The sequence below is a fragment of the Cellulophaga sp. L1A9 genome, assembly GCF_009797025.1.
Taxonomy (GTDB): domain Bacteria; phylum Bacteroidota; class Bacteroidia; order Flavobacteriales; family Flavobacteriaceae; genus Cellulophaga.
The window spans coordinates 460,634-479,150 of the sequence record NZ_CP047027.1 but is presented as its reverse complement, the minus strand read 5'-3'; the positions used below and the strand labels follow the sequence as shown (position 1 = coordinate 479,150).

The window sequence follows — 18,517 nt, the reverse complement described above, 5'->3', positions numbered from 1 at the left end:
AATGTTAATTTTCTTTTTCATAGCAATTTTTTTCCCATCCTTAATTTTATTAAGGGTGGGTTTTGTTTTTATACCCTTTTTTAATACCTAAATAAAAGATTTAAGGTATGTATGCCATACTATTTTATGTTTTTTTGATATTATTTAATACAGGAAATACGGTGTTTTAAAGCATTTCAATATCTTTGGTAAAATTGTTTGCATGAACCATGTTTTGGTAGCTAAAGAGGTAAACAAGAAATATGGCGCATATACTGCGCTAAACAATATTTCTTTAGAAATTCCTGAGAATAGCATTTACGGATTACTAGGTCCTAACGGAGCAGGTAAAACATCTTTAATTAGAATAATCAATCAAATTACATACCCAGACTCGGGTACTGTTTTATTCAACGGGGAACCTTTAAGTCCTAAGCATGTAGCTATGATAGGATACCTTCCGGAAGAAAGAGGCTTGTATAAGAGTATGAAAGTTGGAGAACAGGCTTTGTACTTGGCGCAACTCAAAGGAATGGGAAAAGCGGAAGCTAAGAAAAAATTAAAATACTGGTTTGATAAATTTGAGATTGGAGATTGGTGGAATAAAAAAGTACAGGAGCTCTCTAAAGGGATGGCTCAAAAAGTGCAATTTATTGTCACCGTTTTACATGAACCAAAACTTTTGATTTTTGATGAACCGTTTAGTGGTTTTGATCCTATAAATGCAAATGTTATTAAGGACGAAATATTAGAACTCAAAAATAATGGAACTTCTATTATTTTTTCTACACACAGAATGGAATCTGTAGAAGAACTCTGCGAGTATATTGCGCTAATACATAAATCGGAAAAAATATTAGATGGCAAGCTTACCGATATAAAAAAAGCCTATAAGAAGAATATTTTTGAAGTAGGCATGCAGGTTTTTAATCCTTCGGAGATTTTACCAGAACTACGCGATAAACTTGGCATTTTTGATGATTTTTATGATCAGATTGAAAACCAATTAAATTTTAAGTTACAGTTAAAAGGGAAGTCCACTCAAGAAATCCTCACTTACTTGGCCACTAAAGCGCCAATCAATCACTTTTTAGAAAAAATTCCTTCGGCAAACGATATATTTATACAAACCATATCTAGTAAAAATTCTAATGAATAAATTACTGCTTATTATTAAACGTGAGTACTTGGCAAAAGTTAGGAACAAGTCTTTTGTTATTATGACTTTCTTGAGTCCTATACTTATGGTAGCAATGGTTGTTTTGATTGCTTTTTTGACTCAATTAAATGATAGTGAAAAGCAAGTGATCTCAATTTTAAATGAAAGCGATTTTTTTCATAATGAATTTGTCACCACAGAAAGCACATCATTTATAGAATTTAGGAATGTATCTTTAAAAAGTGCCATAGATTCTACTTCTAATTTAGGATACTATGGTCTTTTGTATATTCCAGATGCAAATAATTTAGAAGAAATTACCAATAAATCATTTTTCTATACAAAAGAAGCGCCGAGCACTTCTATCCTAGATAAAATAGAAGACGTATTCAAGACCAGACTTCAACAAAATAGATTGCAGGAATTAGGTGTTTCAAACCAAGATTTTTTAGCAGTAGATAAGGCGTATGATATTAATTTGTCTACCTTTTCTGGTGATATTAATATTAAAGGTTTTAATGAAATTAGAGCATTTATTGGAGGCGGTTTTGGGTATTTAATTATGATGTTTATCATTATATACGGAGGCTTCGTTATGCGAAGTGTTATAGAAGAAAAAACCAGTAGAATTATAGAGGTAATCATTTCATCTGTAAAACCCTTTCAATTAATGATGGGTAAAATTATCGGTACATCCTTAGCGGGACTAACGCAATTTGCTATTTGGATTTTTTCGGCCTCCTTGTTAATGTTAGTGGTAATTTTTGTCTTCGATATAGATCCGGCTGCATTTAGTGGCGCTAATCCTTCTATGGAGGCAATGTCATCCGTGCCTAATGTTTCTATGATGAATGAAAAGATTTTAGCGTTGGGAGTTGAAATTTATAAAATACCATGGCTGATGTTAATAAGCTTCTTTTTGGTTTATTTCTTATTGGGGTATTTAATTTACAGTTCTATTTACGCGGCAATTGGAGCGGCAGTAGATAATGAAACAGATACGCAACAGTTTATTCTACCAGTTATTACACCGTTAATGCTGGCCATCTATGTTGGGTTTTTCTCGGTATTTAATAACCCGCATGGCCCCATTGCAGTAGCCTTTTCTTTATTTCCGCTAACCTCACCAATTGTAATGCTTATGCGATTATCAAGTGGTTTAGGGGAAGGTGGAGTTCCTATTTGGCAAGTAGTAGTTTCTATTTTGTTATTAATTATTACATTTATGGGAATTGTTTGGGTTGCAGCAAAAATTTACCGGATCGGAATTTTAATGTATGGCAAGAAACCAAGCTACAAAGAGCTCTATAAGTGGTTAAAATATTAATTCATGATTCAAGATCATACTGAGAAAGTAAAAGAGATTTTAGAGGAAGATGTTTGGGGTGCCATTAAAGATGTTCTAAACCTTGGAGTTCATTTTGGTAAAGGAGAAAATGAAATTCATATTACTATTGGACTTTTGCTATTATTAGTATTGACATTTGTGGTTACCAGTTTTATTTTAAAATGGTTGCGCTACCTCTTTACTAGAAATATGGAGGTAGATGATAAACATAAGTTTATTAGTGTCTTTAAGTTTATACGTTATGTAGCTTTTTTAGTGGTTATTGTACTAACCATGAGTGCAGCAGGAATAAATATAACCATTCTTTTAACCGCGTCTGCGGCATTATTTGTTGGGTTGGGTTTAGCGCTACAAGAATTATTTCAAGATGTTATTGGAGGTATTTTTATAATAGTTGATAAATCCTTAAGTGTTGGAGATATTATAGAGGTTGATGATAAAGTTGGTAAGGTTTTTGAAATTAAACTAAGAACCACCAGATGTGTCACTAGAGATGATAAGGTAGTGATAATACCCAATCACAAATTTATAAGTGAAACCATCTATAATTATACACAAAATCATAAAACAACTCGTGAAACAGTGAAGGTGGGTGTGGCTTATGGAAGCGATGTGACTCTGGTGACCAGATTATTGGAAGAATCTGTGGTTGGTCAGAAAGGAATATTAAAAAACCCCAAGCCTTTTGTGTTGTTTGAGGATTTTGGAGATTCTGCATTATTATTTGCTGTTAATTTTTATATCGGTGATAGTTTTTCAGATCCAAGAATAAAGAGTGCAATACGTTATAAGATAGATGCTAAATTTAGAGAACATAATATTAGCATTCCATTTCCACAGCGAGATGTTCATATTAAAAACAATTAAATAAATTGGTTTTTACAACCTATTACTAAAAAATAATACATGTCTAGAATATTAGTTATAGAAGATGAAGCGGCCATTAGAAGAGTTTTAGTTAAAATCTTATCTGAGGAGAGTGACACTTATATAGTAGAGGAAGCAGAAGATGGTTTAAAGGGAATAGAAGCCGTAAAAAAAGAAGATTATGACTTAGTGCTTTGTGATATCAAAATGCCAAAAATGGATGGTGTAGAAGTACTAGAAGCAGCAAAGAAGATTAAGCCTGAAATTCCTTTCATCATGATTTCTGGTCATGGAGATCTAGACACTGCGGTGAATACAATGCGTTTAGGTGCTTTTGATTATATTTCTAAACCGCCAGATTTAAATAGATTGTTAACTACAGTTCGTAATGCTTTAGATAGGAAAGAGCTTGTCGTAGAAAATAAAATTTTAAAGAAAAAAGTATCTAAGAATTATGAAATGGTGGGCGAAAGCGAGGCTATTGATGTAATTAAGGATATCATAGAAAAAGTTGCACCTACAGATGCACGTGTATTGATTACAGGTCCAAATGGTACAGGTAAAGAATTGGTGGCACATTGGGTTCATGAGAAAAGCCAAAGAAGTAGTGGGGCTTTTATAGAAGTTAACTGTGCAGCAATACCTTCAGAACTTATAGAGAGTGAGTTATTTGGTCATGTTAAAGGTGCTTTTACATCTGCGGTTAAAGACAGGGCAGGTAAATTTGAAGCGGCCAATAATGGAACTATATTTTTAGATGAAATTGGAGACATGAGCCTTTCTGCGCAAGCAAAAGTTCTTAGAGCCTTGCAAGAGAGTAAAATATCAAGAGTGGGCTCAGATAAAGATATTAAAGTGAATGTTCGTGTAGTTGCAGCTACCAACAAGAACTTGAAGAAAGAAATTGAAGACGGTAACTTTAGAGAAGATTTGTACCACCGTTTGGCGGTAATTTTAATAAAAGTACCTGCGTTAAATGACAGAAGGGATGATATTCCTTTATTGATCAATCATTTTGCTTCTAAGATTGCTTCAGAACATGGAACCGCTGTCAAAACATTTTCAGATAAAGCAATAGCATTACTTCAAGAGTATGATTGGACGGGTAATATCCGTGAATTGAGAAATGTTGTTGAAAGACTAATTATATTAGGAAATACAGAAGTTGATGCTTCTGATGTAAAACTTTTTGCAAGTAAATAATTCCTAGTTGCAACCACTTAATTTATCAAGGGCATGAGTAGCGATTACTTTTGTCCTTAGATTATAATATTTTTTACCTTCAGATAATTTATCATTTAAAAGTGCTTGGTCACATTTATTTCTAATTTCTAGAATAAAGTTTTTTGCTTCTTCACAATCTACAGTAGTGATAACATCCTCTAATGATTTTTCAAATTTAATTAGAGAGTGGTCTATTATTTGGCGCAATTCGCGTTCCAGTGTTTCTTCCGAAACAAATTTATTTTTTTCAGAATCTGTTGTATTGAGTGTTAAAACATCTGGTTGATATTTGCTTTGGTGTGTATGATGTTCTTTTAAAGACTCTAAGCTTAAAGACGTGTTTTTTAGGGCTCTATTGATGAGCACTTTTGCACCGTTTAGTGAAGATGTCTTTGTCGCTAGGATTAAATTATCTAAACCGTCAAACAGATTTTTTGAAGCATAATTACAGCCACAATCATTAAGTTTTGTTCTTGTTTTTTCTATAGCATTTATTGCTTTATAGATCTGGTATTTGGTTTTGTTTAAATCGGTTTCTACCAGTGCTTTTTTAGTTTGTGATGTGATGTACTCTATATTAGAACCAACATATTCACAATCTCTATTCGTAGTGAAAGAAAAACTAACTACAATTAATATAGCATAAAGTAAATTGTATTTACTTTTCATAGGTTAAGACTTTTAATAATAACATTTGGGAATGTGAATACAAATTTAAGGTTAAGTTGTGAAAAGAGGCTTATTTATTCGTTATAAACCATTTTTTTTGGCTATAATTTGTGTTAGAATGTTTTTTCTAGTGCTTTAAAAGGGGGTTCCATGCTCGTCTGAAAAAAATATTTTATATTCATAGTATGAATAAAATTGATATTGATTCTTATCGCGTAAAAGAATCCATTACATTGAGTACAGCTGCAACTTTTGAAAATTTTGATGCAGATGATAACAAGCTCAAAAAGACACTGGAAAAAGTTAGGAGAGAGTTAGGTGATTTTCAAGATATATTATACGCCCATGGGAAGTACAGTGTATTAATGTGCTTACAGGGGATGGATACTTCTGGAAAAGATAGTCTTATTCGTGAGGTTTTTAAAGATTTTAATGCTCGAGGTGTCGTGGTTCATAGTTTTAAGGTGCCTACTGAACTAGAATTAAAACACGATTATTTGTGGCGTCATTATATTGCCCTTCCTGCAAAAGGTAAGGTAGGTGTATTTAACCGTACGCATTATGAAAATGTGTTGGTGACCAGAGTTCACCCAGAATATGTCATGGGAGAGCATATCCCAGGAATTCATAAAGTAGAAGATTTAAACGAAGATTTTTGGGAAAAACGCTTTGAGCAAATCAATAATTTCGAAAAGCATATTGCCGCAAACGGTACAATCATATTTAAATTTTTCTTGCACTTATCTAAAGAAGAGCAACGCCAACGTTTATTGCGTAGACTAGAATTAAAAAGAAAAAATTGGAAATTTTCACCGGGTGATTTGAAAGAAAGAAAACTGTGGGATTCTTATCAGAAATGTTACGAAGATGCTATAAATAAGACGTCTAAAACACATGCACCTTGGTTTGTTATTCCTGCAGATAATAAAAAGGCTGCGCGCTTAATAGTTGCTGAAACCCTGCTAAAAGAGTTAAAAAAATACAAAGATATTAAAGAACCAGAATTAGATGATAAAATTAAGGCTAATTTAGAGGATTATAAAAATCAATTGGAAAAGGAATAAGAATGAAGAAGGCGATCTATTTGTTAAGTTTATTTATCATTACAGCGGTGTCTGCTCAGAAGACAGATGAAGAACAATTAAAAACTATTTATACTACTGCGCTTACTAAAAGCAAAGCTTATGATTGGTTAAACTACTTATCTAATCAAGTAGGAGGTAGGCTATCTGGGTCTGTACAAGCGCAACAGGCAGTAGATTATACAAAAGCACAGCTAGAGGAATTAGGATTAGATAAGGTGTGGTTGCAACCTGTTATGGTGCCAAAATGGAATCGTGGTTTGCCTGAATTCGCTTATTTTGAGTCAGACCCCGGGGTAACCACCAATGTACCTATTTGTGCTTTAGGTGGTTCTGTAGCAACACCACTAGGCGGACTTAAAGCAAATGTCGTAGAGGTAAAAAGTTTAGATGACTTAGCTATTTTAGGTAAACAACGTCTAGAGGGTAGAATAGTATTTTTCAATCGCCCAATGGATCCTGCAAATATTAGTACGTTTGAGTCGTATTCAGGTTGTGTAGATCAACGTTATGCTGGTGCTGCAGAAGCTTCAAAATACGGAGCTGTGGGTATAATCGTTAGGTCAATGAATCTTCGATTAGACGATTTTCCACATACAGGCGCTATGAGTTATGGCGATGTCGCTGTAGACAAGCGTATCCCTGCTGCTGCAATAAGTACTAATGCCGCAGATTTATTGAGTATATCATTACGACTAAATCCTGATATCACCTTTTATTTTAAACAAAATTGTGAGCAGTTTGATGATGTGCAGTCTTACAATGTAATTGGCGAAATTAAAGGAACAATGTACCCTGATGAAATTATGGTTGTTGGTGGGCATTTAGATTCTTGGGATTTGGGTGATGGTTCTCATGATGATGGCGCTGGTTGTGTGCAGAGTATGGAAGTGCTTCATTTGCTTAAAGAGTCGGGTTACAAACCTAAAAGAACTATTCGGGTTGTTTTATTTATGAATGAGGAGAATGGATTACGTGGTGGAAATAAATATGCTGAAGTTGCTAAAACAAAGAAAGAGCAACACGTATTTGCATTAGAGAGTGATTCAGGAGGGTTTACGCCAAGAGGTTTTTCTTTTGATTGTTCCGATGCGAATTTTGCGCAAGTAAACTCATGGAAACCTCTGTTTGAACCCTACTTGATACATATGTTTGTTAAAGGACATAGTGGGGCAGATATTGGCCCACTAAAAGATGGAGATATGGTTTTAGCCGGATTACGTCCAGATTCTCAACGCTATTTTGATCATCACCATGCTGCCAATGATACTTTTGAGCATGTAAATAAAAGAGAGCTTGAATTAGGCGCAGCATCAATGACAAGCTTAATTTATCTATTTGACAAATATGGAATAGCACCCACTAAATAATTGAGGGCTAGAGCATATAAAATATTTGGAGTATATTGCCTAAGGGCTGACTTGGGGTGCAATTTCGAATCAGCTTTCATCTAATTTTTAAAACGCATCGTATAAACAATAAAATTATTATTGCACTTTTTGGAATTTGTTTAATTTCTTCCTGTAAGAATGAAAAAACTGAAGTTGCAGCTAAAGAACCGGCAAGAGGGATTATTTTAGCAAATATGGACACCACGGTAAGTCCAAAAACAAATTTCTATGAGTTTGTAAATGGTAATTGGTTAAAAAATACAGAGATTCCTGATGATAGGTCTAGTTGGGGTGGTTTTAGTGTTTTGAGAAAATCTACAGATGCTGATGTGCTTAAGCTTATAGCGAAAGCTAAAGATAGTAATACCTACGAGCCAACAACTGATCAAGCTAAAGCTCTGTTTATTTTTGATTCTAAATTAGATACGGTTTCAAGAAATGAGTTAAGTATTGCGCCTTTACAACCGACTATTGATGCTATAAGAAATGTAAAAAGTATTGCAGACCTTATTAGCAACAAACCCTGCTGCTAATTCTCCATTTATGGGCATTAACATATTTGCTAATTTAGCAAATAGTAAAATGAATGCTGTTTATTTAGGAGAGAACGGTTTAGGATTACCCGATCGCGATTATTATTTAGATCAAGATTCAAAATCTAAAGAAATTCGAAAAAAATATGTTGAGCATATTGCCAGAATGCTTCAAATATTGGGAGAAGATGTTGAAGAATCTAAAGCATCAGCAATTAAGATTTTGGCAATGGAAAAGGAGTTAGCGGAACCAAGATTAGATAAAGTGGCAAGTCGTGATGCGCGTAATTTTAATAACCCTAAAACTCTTCAAGAAGCACAAAATATTATTTCTGCTATAAACCTTGAAAAACTGATGGGTGATATGGGGATTAAAAAACAGGTAGATACACTTATTGTTACTCAGCCTAAATATATTGAGTTTTTAAATACCTTTTTAACGAAAACACCATTAGACGATATAAAAGAACTCGTAATTTGGGATACCTTTAATAGTGCAGCAGGAAAATTAACAACAGATATAGAAACTGCAGATTGGGAGTTTTATAGCCAATACCTGAGTGGTGATAAAAAACAACGTCCTGCAGATGAAAGGGCGTTAGCTACAGTTAATAATACTGTCGGAGAGGCTTTAGGGAAGTTATATGTTGATGAAATGTTTCCACCCGAAGCAAAAGCCAAAGCAGAAACAATGATTCACAATATTATTGCTGCTTTCCAAGCCCGTATTAAAGTCTTGGATTGGATGAGTGATTCAACAAAAATTAAAGCGATAGAAAAATTAGATAAATTCACTGTAAAAATTGGATATCCTGATAAGTGGGAAGACTATTCTACAATGGCCGTTAATGAACAAAATGGGTATTTTGATAATATGTTGGCTATACAACAATGGGAAAAAGCCAAAAACCTAAGTAAGATAGGAGAACCTGTAGATCGTACAGAATGGGGTATGTCTCCACAAACAGTAAATGCTTATTTTAATCCTTTAAATAATGAAATTGTTTTTCCTGCAGCAATTTTGCAACCTCCATTTTATGATTACTTAGCAGATGATGCTGTTAATTATGGAGGAATTGGTGCGGTGATCGGACATGAAATTTCTCATGCTTTTGATGATAGTGGTGCTCGTTTTGACGCCAATGGTAATCTTTCAAATTGGTGGACTGATGAAGATTTATCAAAATTTACGGAGCGCAGTGGTGCATTAGCAGATCAATATGATAAAATAGAAGTGTTGGATAGTGTATTCATTAATGGTAAATTTACTTTAGGAGAAAACATTGGGGATCTTGGAGGGGTTCTTGGAGCTTATGATGGTTTGCAGCAATATTTTAAAGAGCACGGTAAACCAGATCCAATTGATGGATATACAGCAGAGCAACGTTTCTTTATGTCTTGGGCAACTGTATGGCGTACCTTGTCAAGGGAAGATGCTTTGCGTACACAGGTTAAAACAGATCCGCATTCACCAGGAAAATATAGAGCTACTCAACCGCTTCAAAATATTGATGCTTTTTATGAAGCATTCAGTATTAAACCAGGAGATTCCATGTATCTCGCACCTGAAAATAGAGTGGTAATTTGGTAGAAAATAGGTAAGAAAATAGTTAATTAAAAAAGGAGCCTTACAAGGCTCCTTTTTTAATTAATATAGCTGTGGTAAAAAATGTAAAGAGTTTTTTAACCCAAAACAAAATACTACCTTTGTTATTCACAAAAAAAAGTAAAATGAAAGACGGAATCTACGCAAAATTCAATACTTCAAAAGGGGAGATTTTAGTAAAATTGACTCACGATAAAACACCTGGAACGGTAGGTAATTTTGTTGCCTTAGCAGAAGGTAATTTAGAGAATAAAGTAAAGCCTCAAGGAACACCATATTATGACGGACTTAAATTTCATAGAGTAATTCCTGATTTTATGGTTCAAGGTGGTTGTCCACAAGGAACAGGAACAGGTGATGCTGGATATAAATTTGATGATGAATTTCATGTAGATTTAAAGCATGATGGTCCAGGCGTTTTATCTATGGCAAATGCAGGCCCTGGAACAAACGGGAGTCAGTTTTTTATTACTCACATTGCTACACCATGGTTAGATAACAAGCATACTGTTTTTGGTAATGTTGTAGAGGGTCAAGATATTGTTGATGCTATAAAACAAGGCGATAAAATTGATTCTTTAGAGATTGTTAGAGTAGGGGCAGAAGCAGAAGCATTTAATGCAGTTGAAGCTTTTAGAACATTTGAAGGATCTAGAGCAAAAAGAATAGAAGAAGAAAGAGCAAAAAAATCTTCTGAATTAGATGAGGTTTCTGCTGGTTTTGAAGAAACAAAAAGTGGTTTACGTTATAAGATCATTCAAAAGGGGAATGGTAAAAAAGCGGAAGCAGGAATGCAAGTTTCTGTTCATTATGAAGGTTCTTTAATTGACGGAACTGTTTTTGATTCTTCTTATAAAAGAAAAGAGCCAATAGATTTTCAAGTTGGAGTTGGTCAAGTAATCGCAGGATGGGATGAAGGTATTTGTTTATTACAAGTAGGTGATAAAGCGAGATTCGTTATTCCTTCAGATTTAGGATACGGTAGTGCAGGAGCTGGAGGAGTTATTCCACCAGATGCTACATTGATATTTGATGTAGAATTAATGAAAGTTAGTTAAGTATTTAAATACTTTAATAATAAAAAGTAAAAGGGCTCCAAATTGGAGCCCTTTTTATATTTTGTTAGATTTTCTATTTACACTAATTATAAGTAACAGTGTGTTAATCACTACTAAAATCATTAAGATACTAAAGAATGTGCCCATAGTTTATTGTTTAAGTATGTTCGTATGTCTGTGTAACACCTTCAAACGCTTAAACCCTACTATTATTTTATGTTTAGTCTTAGAATTGTTTACACTAAGGAGAAGCAAAACAATATTTACAAGTATTAAAAGCGATAAAATTCCAAAAAATGTATTCATATGGTCAGGTTTATTTTAACTAAAAACGTTTTGGGAGAACTCTTTTATAACTGCTAGATACTTGACCAGTGAAATAGTTGCGTCTAATTAGCAAATAATTTCAATAAAATGGAAGTTATTTTTATTTGGAGCTAATATGGCATGTATTTCTTGACTTTAGGGCAATAAAAAAGCCCAACCATAAGGTCGGGCTTCTACTAAAAAAAAATTTACGTATGTATTATAGTACTCTTACGTTTACTGCGTTCAATCCTTTTTTTCCTTGTTGTAATTCAAATTCTACAACATCACCTTCGCGAATTTCATCTACTAAACCAGAGATGTGTACAAAATGGTCTTCGCTTGAGCCTTCTTCAGTGATAAATCCAAAACCTTTAGAATCATTGAAAAATTTTACTGTTCCTTTATTCATTATAAAATATTAAAAAAATTAATTATGCTACAAATGTAATACATAAAAAATTAACAGAGTGATTTTTCGACACTTATATTTTTTTAATAACCATTTTTTTACACTAATTTTTTATTTCTTAGAGGTTAGGCTGCGGAGTCATTCTCAAATAAGGCTTAATTTCTTCTACGCCCTTAGTGAATATTTTTTTTGCATCCTCTGTTTTGATAGCAGGACTAACCACAACATCATCGCCATTTTTCCAATTCGCAGGTGTAGCTACTTTATGGTATGCTGTTAATTGTAAAGAATCTATTACGCGCACTAATTCATAAAAATTACGCCCTGTTGATGCAGGGTACGTTAGAATAAGTTTAATCGTCTTATCTGGTGAAATAATAAAAACAGAACGTACGGTTAGCGTATCATTTGCGTTTGGATGAATCATATCATATAAATCGGATACTTTATGATCTACATCTGCTAAAATCGGAAAGTTTACTTCCGTATTTTCTACTTCATTAATGTCTTTTATCCATTCTGCATGTGAAGCGGCACTATCCACACTTAAAGCGAGCATTTTTACATTCCGCTTGTCAAATTCATCTTTAAATTTTGCAGCCGTACCCAATTCTGTAGTACACACAGGAGTAAAATCTGCAGGATGTGAAAAAAGTATACCCCAAGAATCACCTAAATAATCATAAAGATTAATCATCCCCATTGAGCTATCTACTGTAAAATCTGGAGCTACATCTCCTAATCGTATTGTTGCCATATTCTGTTTTATTTAGTTTGTAAATTATTATCCTATAAAATTAGTGGATTAAAGGTTTAAAAAACAGAAAATCAGGTTAAAAATCTATTAAAATTATTACTTTTAAGGGATGACAGAACAACAATTAGAACTGCTTAGGTACCCTATTGGGAAATTTGTGTGCCCAGATATAATTACAGAAGAGCAGTTAAATTTATGGATTTTAGATTTAGAGCTTTTGCCAGAACGGGTTAAATCTTTGGTGAATAATCTTTCTTCAGAAGAACTAGAGACGCCTTACAGACCTGGAGGTTGGACTTTAAGACAATTAATACATCATATTGCGGATAGCCATCATAATAGTTATATCCGTTTTAAATGGGCTTTAACGGAAGACGAGCCCTTAATAAAGGTCTACGAGGAAAAAGAGTGGAGTGCCCTTTTTGATGCGCGAACGGCGCCTATAGTGTTGTCTGTTAATTATCTGGTGGCCTTACATGCTAAACTAGTTTATATGCTTAAAGGGTTATCTGCATCTGATCTTAAGAAAGTGTATTTGCATCCAGAGGGTGAGACTCGCGTTTCTGTTGCCGAAAATATTGGTAAGTACGCTTGGCATGGCAATCATCACTTGGCACATATTAATGGTTTACTGACCCGAATGAATTGGTAGTATCCTATAGGAAAGGAAACTGCTGCCAATTTCTTTTTCAATAATTTATTGTTTTGTCTAGTAGATAATGTTAATTTGGTAGGCTAACCTAATAAATTTATGAGCCAATATGGAAACTATTAGTTGGTCCGATTTTTCTAAGATTGATATGCGAGTAGGTACAATCATTTCGGTAAATGACTTTCCGGAAGTTAGAAACCCAGCGTATAAATTAGAAATTGATTTTGGTACTGAAATAGGTGTCAAAAAAACATCTGCCCAAATTACTACGGTATATCAGAAAGAAGAACTTTTAGGGAGACAAATCGTAGCAGTTGTTAATTTCCCTAAGAAACAAATTGCTAATTTTATGAGTGAATGTCTTGTTCTTGGTGCTGTTGATAATAAAGATGTTACCTTACTGCACCCAGGATTGAAAGTAGAAAACGGACTTAAGATATCATAAGCGTTTGACAAAAAATATAGTAGATAACGTTCATGTAAATTTTGACGAACATGCGCTTTGGATTTTAAATGTTGCCCTAGCCTTGGTGATGTTTGGTATTTCTCTTGAGATATCAATAGCAGATTTTAAAGACATATTTAAAAAGCCAAAAGCAGTTCTTGTGGGCGTCTTAAGTCAATTTATTCTCTTGCCGCTAGTTACATTTATCTTAGTAGTACTCTTAAAACCTTACCCAAGTATAGCCTTAGGAATGTTTATGGTAGCAGCATGCCCTGGAGGTAATATTTCTAATTTTATTACACATGTAGCCAGAGGTAATTCGGCTTTATCGGTTTGTTTGACAGCAATAGCCACATTGCTAGCTGTTTTTATGACCCCTTTAAATCTCGAAATTTGGGGTTCATTGTATGCTCCTACCGAAGTACTTTTAAAAGATGTCGCTATAGCTCCACTAGCTATGATGAAATTGGTTTTTTTATTATTAGGAGTGCCATTAATCTTAGGAATGCTTTTAACCTATTTTAAGCCTAAAATAGCAAAAAGAATAGCTAAAGTCTTAAAAATAGTATCACTTTTGTTTTTTATAATTTTAATCTTCTTGGCACTGTATAAAAACCAAACCATATTTTTGGACTATATTTTTTATGTTTTTTGGCTTGTGATACTTCATAATGTATTGGCATTCATCACCGGATTTTCAGTAGCTAAAATTTTTAAATTATCTAAAGAAAATACAAGAACGATTACTATAGAAACGGGTATACAGAATTCTGGTTTAGCATTGTTGTTAATATTTACTTTTTTTGATGGCTTAGGGGGTATGGCTTTACTAGCAGCTTTCTGGGGAATTTGGCATTTAATATCAGGATTACTCCTTGCTAGTTACTGGAGCTCAAAAAAAATAACAAGTAAAAAGGAAATAGCTTGAAAAAAATAGGTTACGCATTTGTTCGATTCTTTATAAGAATTCTTTTATGGTTTTATTTTAAAAAGATCACGCATCAAGGCTTGGGTAATATTCCAAAGAATAAGCCTGTTATTTTTCTTCCAAACCATCAGAATGCTTTTTTAGATACTATTTTAATTGGTACACAGTGTAGACGTAGTCCTTATTTTTTAACTAGAGCTGATGTTTTTAAAAATGTCGTGTTAAAAAGTATTTTTTCTTTTTTTAAAATGATCCCTATTTATAGGATGCGGGATGGAATTTCGTCTTTAGCTAATAATCAAAAAACGTTCGATTTTTGTGCCAACTTACTATCGAGGAATGAAGCTTTGGTTATTTTTCCGGAAGCAAATCATAATTTACAACGCCGTGTTAGGCCCTTAAGTAAAGGGTTTATACGTATCATTTTAAATGCCTTAGAAGCTTACCCTGAAATGGATATTCAATTAGTGCCTGTGGGGCTAAACTATCAATCAGCAGAAGACTTTCCGGATAGTGCATCTGTATATTATGGGGTTCCCATTTCTGTAAATCAATTTTTTAATCCACAAGATAAGACGGCTTCAATACAAGAAATTAAAAGGCAAGTATTTAAATCTTTAACAACGCTCACTACGCATATAGATGATGATGTTAGATATAAGTTTACAATTCAGAAATTAGATGCCTTTGGTGCAGATTACACCAAGCCTAAAGAGATAAATGAAAAAATAGCATACCTATCTTCAATTTCAAAATTACCAGAAACAATTACGGAAGCGAATAGTTTTGATGTGCTAAAGAAGTGGGTGTTTATGGGCGTTAATTTTCCTGTTCTTATTTTGTGGAATCTTTTTCTAAAAACTAAAATAAAGGAAATAGAGTTTTTGAGCACCTTCAGATTTGCATATTCCGTAATTATTTTTCCTATATATTATGGATTAATAATTTTTGGAGTTTACCTTTTTACTCAGGAGATTACTGCTGCGCTTTTGGTGGCTTTAGGAGCGTTTATTTATAATCTAATTTATACGAAAACAATTTAAAAAGCATTCCCCTTTACCTTAGGGAATGCTTTCTTATAATTTATAACATTTCGCTAAAGAAAATAGCGTTCATTAGTAGCTTATTGGTTCCGTACCAGAAGGCTCTAAAATTGGTGTTATCTGTAAATACAATTACCTTTCCACGACCTAAACGCTGTGCTTGAAATGGCACACTATTTTTAAGTAGTTTTAACTTCTCCTCAGAAATGTAACCACTTAATAAAGGAGCGTTGGTGTATTGAATAGGGTTATTGTAACTGCTTTTATTAGGCTTAATGTAGATATTGGTATTTCTAAAAATCGGCAATTTATCATTTTTATATCCAAAAGTTATTGGGTGAGACCGGTCTATCTTAGTTTCGAAAATTGCACCTCCAGTTACTTGAGCGCCAGAAAATCGCTGCTTTTGCTCATAGGTAATATCTTTAGCGACTAAGGTGTCTTTCTTAAATTTTAAGTCGATAAACTCATTTTTAGCCAACCATTCTGTAGTGCCTCTATAGCCAATTACTGTTCCGCCGTTTCTGACCCAAGTTTTTAATTTTTCAGTGGAAGATTTATCTAGACCTCTGTATGAATTAGGCATTATTATAGCCGTATAACGACTTAAGTCTGCTCTACTAAAATAATCAGTGTCTAGCTTGGTAAGTTTAATATCGTAGCGCTGATCAAATAAATGCCAAATCTCTCCGGCGTCATAGGAAGTAATTCCGTTACCAACAATAATAGCAACTTCTTGTTTTTCTAGGGCTTGAAATGCGCCACTTCCTAAGTCAATACCAGTGGTATGACCAGTTCCTACAGAAACAATGTTTATAGCGCTCTCTTGAGCTACTTCAGCTAAAAAAACATGTAATTCTTTAGGATTTAATTTCTGATTTTGTACCGGAATTAAAATAGTGCCATAGTCATAATTCTTGCCTTCTACGGTAAATGGGTTTTCTCCTACTTTAGCACGAATCCCTTTATTTAAAATTTTATTTAAAGCTTTAGGCGTGTAGTATTCATTCCATTCAAAAACATAGGCATAATTAGACTGATTGCCGATACTACCTTTTAAAGGGGGTAATGCTGTTATTTCTTCGCCTAAATAATTAGAGGAATTTACTTCTGAATAATCTAAATTGAATGCAAGTGGGAATGTCCATGCAGAAATGTCGTAAAAAAGACTATCTGTAAATGTAGTTCGCTTTTCGAACATAGCTTGTATTAAGCGGCTATTTCTTTGATTTATGGGAACAACGTAGCTATTTTCTTTTTTAAATGATTTTCCGCCAATAACGGCATCAGTATTCAATTGATGGAATTTAATTTTTTGACGCTGTAAAATTTCTGCCAAATGCCAAGATTTAGCAGCATCTTTACTATCTCCGAAAACAATAGTTTTTGTTTTGTTTTTTGCGCTTTCAGCCAAGGCATCTTTAAAAAATTGCTGCTGGTATTGTAATAATTTAACACGCATGTTCTGTGCAGCTTCAACCGTAGAAAGTGCCGTTGTAAACTGGTTGCGAATAGTGAAAGGGAAGGTTAGAATACCATTATCACTTTCTTGAATATGGCCACGAGAACTAGCTTGTTCAAATAAAATTCCTATACCTCCATTAACATCAGGAAAAGTAGAGCCTTTACCATAATAATAATCGTCATAATCTTCTTCAGAATAGTATAGAGAACCAATATTGTCTAAGGCTTTGCTATGAAAAGTAGCAATTTCAGTCGTCAATTCTTGATTAATTTTTGGCGTTAATGGATGCACTCTATTAGGTTCTCCTGGTTGAAAAAAGAATGTAGAGTTCGTGCCCATTTCATGATGGTCTGTTAAAATATTGGGCATCCATTTATGAAAGCTTGCTATTCTTGCTCTGCTTTCAGGCAATTGTACAGGCAGCCAGTCACGATTCATGTCAAACCAATAATGGTTCGTTCTTCCTCCAGGCCAAATTTCATGATATTCACGATCATTACTGTCTGGATTTAAATTAGCGCTCTTATTGGTATTGGCCCAATAAGCAAAACGTTGCAGGCCATCTGGATTAAAAGATGGATCCAATAGTACAACGGTGTGGTCTAATAACTTTTCAATTTCTTCACCTTCAGCAGCAGCCAAATAATACGCATAGGCCAGTGCTGCATTAGAACCGCTGGGTTCATTACCATGAATAGAAAAACCTTGGTATACTACAACAGGAAGCTCAGTTATAGTTTGATTTGAACCGCTGTTGTTTGTAAGCGCTAAATGGTCTTTCTGAATTTGTGTTATATTCAGGTGGTTTTTAGGAGAAGTAATGGTGAGTAGGAGTATAGGTCTGCCTTCAAATGTTTCTCCGCGATTTTCAATAGTTATGCGATCACTAGAAGCCGCTAAGGCTTGCATATAATACACCAGCTTGTCATGTGTGATATGCCATTCTCCTACTTCATGACCAATAATAGATTGGGGAGTAGGTATGTTTTCATTATAGGTGATGTTGGCAGGTAGGTAATAGTCGAGGGTAACTTTTTCTTGAGATTTTAACGTAACGGATAAAAGGATAAGGGTAAGGAAGATGAATTTTTTCATAGAGTAGTTTAAATTAGTCCCTATAAAAATAGAAAAACGGCTCTTAAAAAGAGCCGTTGTCCATTAATTTTTTACAATTAAATTTTTAGATATCATCAAAGCTAATGTCAGTAAAGCTATCTTTAGCTGTGTCTGTTACATTATTTTCAACCAAAACATCTTCCTCTCTCTTGAAATCTTTTTGATGACGCTCAGAAATTACTTCAGAGCCTTTCTCTTCAATAATATAACTCATCATTTCATCTAGATTGTTCTTAAAAGCTGAAAAATCTTCTTTGTAAAGATAAATTTTATGCTTTTTGTAGTGGAATGATCCATCGTCATGAGTAAATTTTTTACTCTCAGTAACAGTAAGGTAATAATCACCTGCTTTTGTGCTTCTTACGTCAAAAAAATAAGTCCTTCTTCCTGCTCTTAAAACCTTGGAGAATATTTCCTCCTGATCCATCAATTCTTTTTCCCCCATTGCTAAAAAAATCTATAGTTAATTATTAGTGT

The 18,517-nt window shown here is 33.8% G+C and carries 16 protein-coding genes and 1 pseudogene; 12 read left to right on the top strand and 5 right to left on the bottom strand.

Features of this window, described 5'->3' with window-relative positions; translation table 11 throughout:
- Positions 1-202 precede the first annotated feature (202 nt).
- From GQR94_RS01915 to GQR94_RS01900, 4 genes are read left to right on the top strand one after another with little or no spacing between them, the layout of a single operon-like run.
- Positions 203-1,138 carry an ABC transporter ATP-binding protein gene (locus GQR94_RS01915; RefSeq protein WP_158973770.1) on the top strand — a complete coding sequence of 312 codons (936 nt, stop codon included), beginning with the start codon at positions 203-205 and terminating at the stop codon, positions 1,136-1,138.
- Positions 1,131-2,465, top strand: a complete 1,335-nt coding sequence (locus tag GQR94_RS01910) for an ABC transporter permease (protein WP_158973768.1) — start codon at positions 1,131-1,133, stop codon at positions 2,463-2,465. Before GQR94_RS01915 ends, GQR94_RS01910 begins: the two co-directional genes overlap by 8 nt.
- A gap of 3 nt (positions 2,466-2,468) precedes the next feature.
- A complete protein-coding gene (locus GQR94_RS01905) occupies positions 2,469-3,353 on the top strand; it encodes a mechanosensitive ion channel family protein (RefSeq protein WP_158973767.1) in 885 nt (294 codons plus the stop codon).
- 39 nt (positions 3,354-3,392) lie between these two features.
- Positions 3,393-4,556 carry a sigma-54 dependent transcriptional regulator gene (locus tag GQR94_RS01900; protein ID WP_158973765.1) on the top strand — a complete coding sequence of 388 codons (1,164 nt, stop codon included), beginning with the start codon at positions 3,393-3,395 and terminating at the stop codon, positions 4,554-4,556.
- Between the two features lie 3 nt (positions 4,557-4,559).
- On the opposite strand, the gene GQR94_RS01895 is transcribed toward GQR94_RS01900, so the two are convergent.
- Positions 4,560-5,246 (bottom strand): hypothetical protein, encoded by a 687-nt coding sequence (locus tag GQR94_RS01895; RefSeq protein WP_158973764.1) that lies wholly within the window; start codon positions 5,244-5,246, stop codon positions 4,560-4,562.
- Between the two features lie 185 nt (positions 5,247-5,431).
- Between GQR94_RS01895 and GQR94_RS01890 the strand changes: the two genes are divergently transcribed.
- The 4 genes and pseudogenes from GQR94_RS01890 (at position 5,432) to GQR94_RS01875 (ending at position 10,916) form a co-directional block, all read left to right on the top strand.
- Positions 5,432-6,310 (top strand): PPK2 family polyphosphate kinase, encoded by an 879-nt coding sequence (locus GQR94_RS01890; RefSeq protein ID WP_158973762.1) that lies wholly within the window; start codon positions 5,432-5,434, stop codon positions 6,308-6,310.
- 2 nt (positions 6,311-6,312) lie between these two features.
- The gene (locus GQR94_RS01885; protein WP_158973760.1) at positions 6,313-7,698 is read left to right on the top strand and encodes a M20/M25/M40 family metallo-hydrolase; all 1,386 of its coding nucleotides are present in this window, start codon (positions 6,313-6,315) and stop codon (positions 7,696-7,698) included.
- A 101-nt stretch (positions 7,699-7,799) separates the two neighbouring features.
- Positions 7,800-9,843: pseudogene (locus GQR94_RS01880) on the top strand (M13 family metallopeptidase).
- A gap of 140 nt (positions 9,844-9,983) precedes the next feature.
- On the top strand, positions 9,984-10,916 hold the full coding sequence (locus tag GQR94_RS01875) for a peptidylprolyl isomerase (RefSeq protein ID WP_158973759.1): 933 nt from the start codon (positions 9,984-9,986) through the stop codon (positions 10,914-10,916).
- 526 nt (positions 10,917-11,442) lie between these two features.
- On the opposite strand, the gene GQR94_RS01870 is transcribed toward GQR94_RS01875, so the two are convergent.
- Both GQR94_RS01870 and GQR94_RS01865 read right to left on the bottom strand, forming a co-directional pair.
- Positions 11,443-11,634: a cold-shock protein gene (locus tag GQR94_RS01870; protein WP_013549199.1), complete on the bottom strand. Its 192-nt coding sequence runs from the start codon at positions 11,632-11,634 to the stop codon at positions 11,443-11,445.
- 118 nt (positions 11,635-11,752) lie between these two features.
- On the bottom strand, positions 11,753-12,391 hold the full coding sequence (locus GQR94_RS01865) for a peroxiredoxin (RefSeq protein WP_158973757.1): 639 nt from the start codon (positions 12,389-12,391) through the stop codon (positions 11,753-11,755).
- Between the two features lie 109 nt (positions 12,392-12,500).
- On the opposite strand from GQR94_RS01865, the gene GQR94_RS01860 reads away from it, so the two are divergent.
- From GQR94_RS01860 to GQR94_RS01845, 4 genes are all read left to right on the top strand, one after another.
- On the top strand, positions 12,501-13,043 hold the full coding sequence (locus GQR94_RS01860) for a YfiT family bacillithiol transferase (RefSeq protein ID WP_158973755.1): 543 nt from the start codon (positions 12,501-12,503) through the stop codon (positions 13,041-13,043).
- A 109-nt stretch (positions 13,044-13,152) separates the two neighbouring features.
- The gene (locus tag GQR94_RS01855; RefSeq protein ID WP_158973754.1) at positions 13,153-13,488 is read left to right on the top strand and encodes a tRNA-binding protein; all 336 of its coding nucleotides are present in this window, start codon (positions 13,153-13,155) and stop codon (positions 13,486-13,488) included.
- A gap of 4 nt (positions 13,489-13,492) precedes the next feature.
- Complete coding sequence (locus tag GQR94_RS01850) at positions 13,493-14,416, top strand: bile acid:sodium symporter family protein (protein WP_158973752.1); 924 nt, start codon at positions 13,493-13,495, stop codon at positions 14,414-14,416.
- Entirely contained in the window at positions 14,413-15,459 is a 1,047-nt protein-coding gene (locus GQR94_RS01845; RefSeq protein WP_158973750.1) for a lysophospholipid acyltransferase family protein, read from the top strand. Before GQR94_RS01850 ends, GQR94_RS01845 begins: the two co-directional genes overlap by 4 nt.
- A gap of 40 nt (positions 15,460-15,499) precedes the next feature.
- Here GQR94_RS01845 and GQR94_RS01840 read toward each other — a convergent pair whose 3' ends face one another.
- Together GQR94_RS01840 and GQR94_RS01835 are read right to left on the bottom strand one after the other, a co-directional pair.
- Entirely contained in the window at positions 15,500-18,019 is a 2,520-nt protein-coding gene (locus tag GQR94_RS01840) for a M14 family metallopeptidase (RefSeq protein WP_158973748.1), read from the bottom strand.
- Between the two features lie 85 nt (positions 18,020-18,104).
- Positions 18,105-18,485 carry a PUR family DNA/RNA-binding protein gene (locus GQR94_RS01835; protein WP_158973747.1) on the bottom strand — a complete coding sequence of 127 codons (381 nt, stop codon included), beginning with the start codon at positions 18,483-18,485 and terminating at the stop codon, positions 18,105-18,107.
- Positions 18,486-18,517 lie beyond the last annotated feature (32 nt).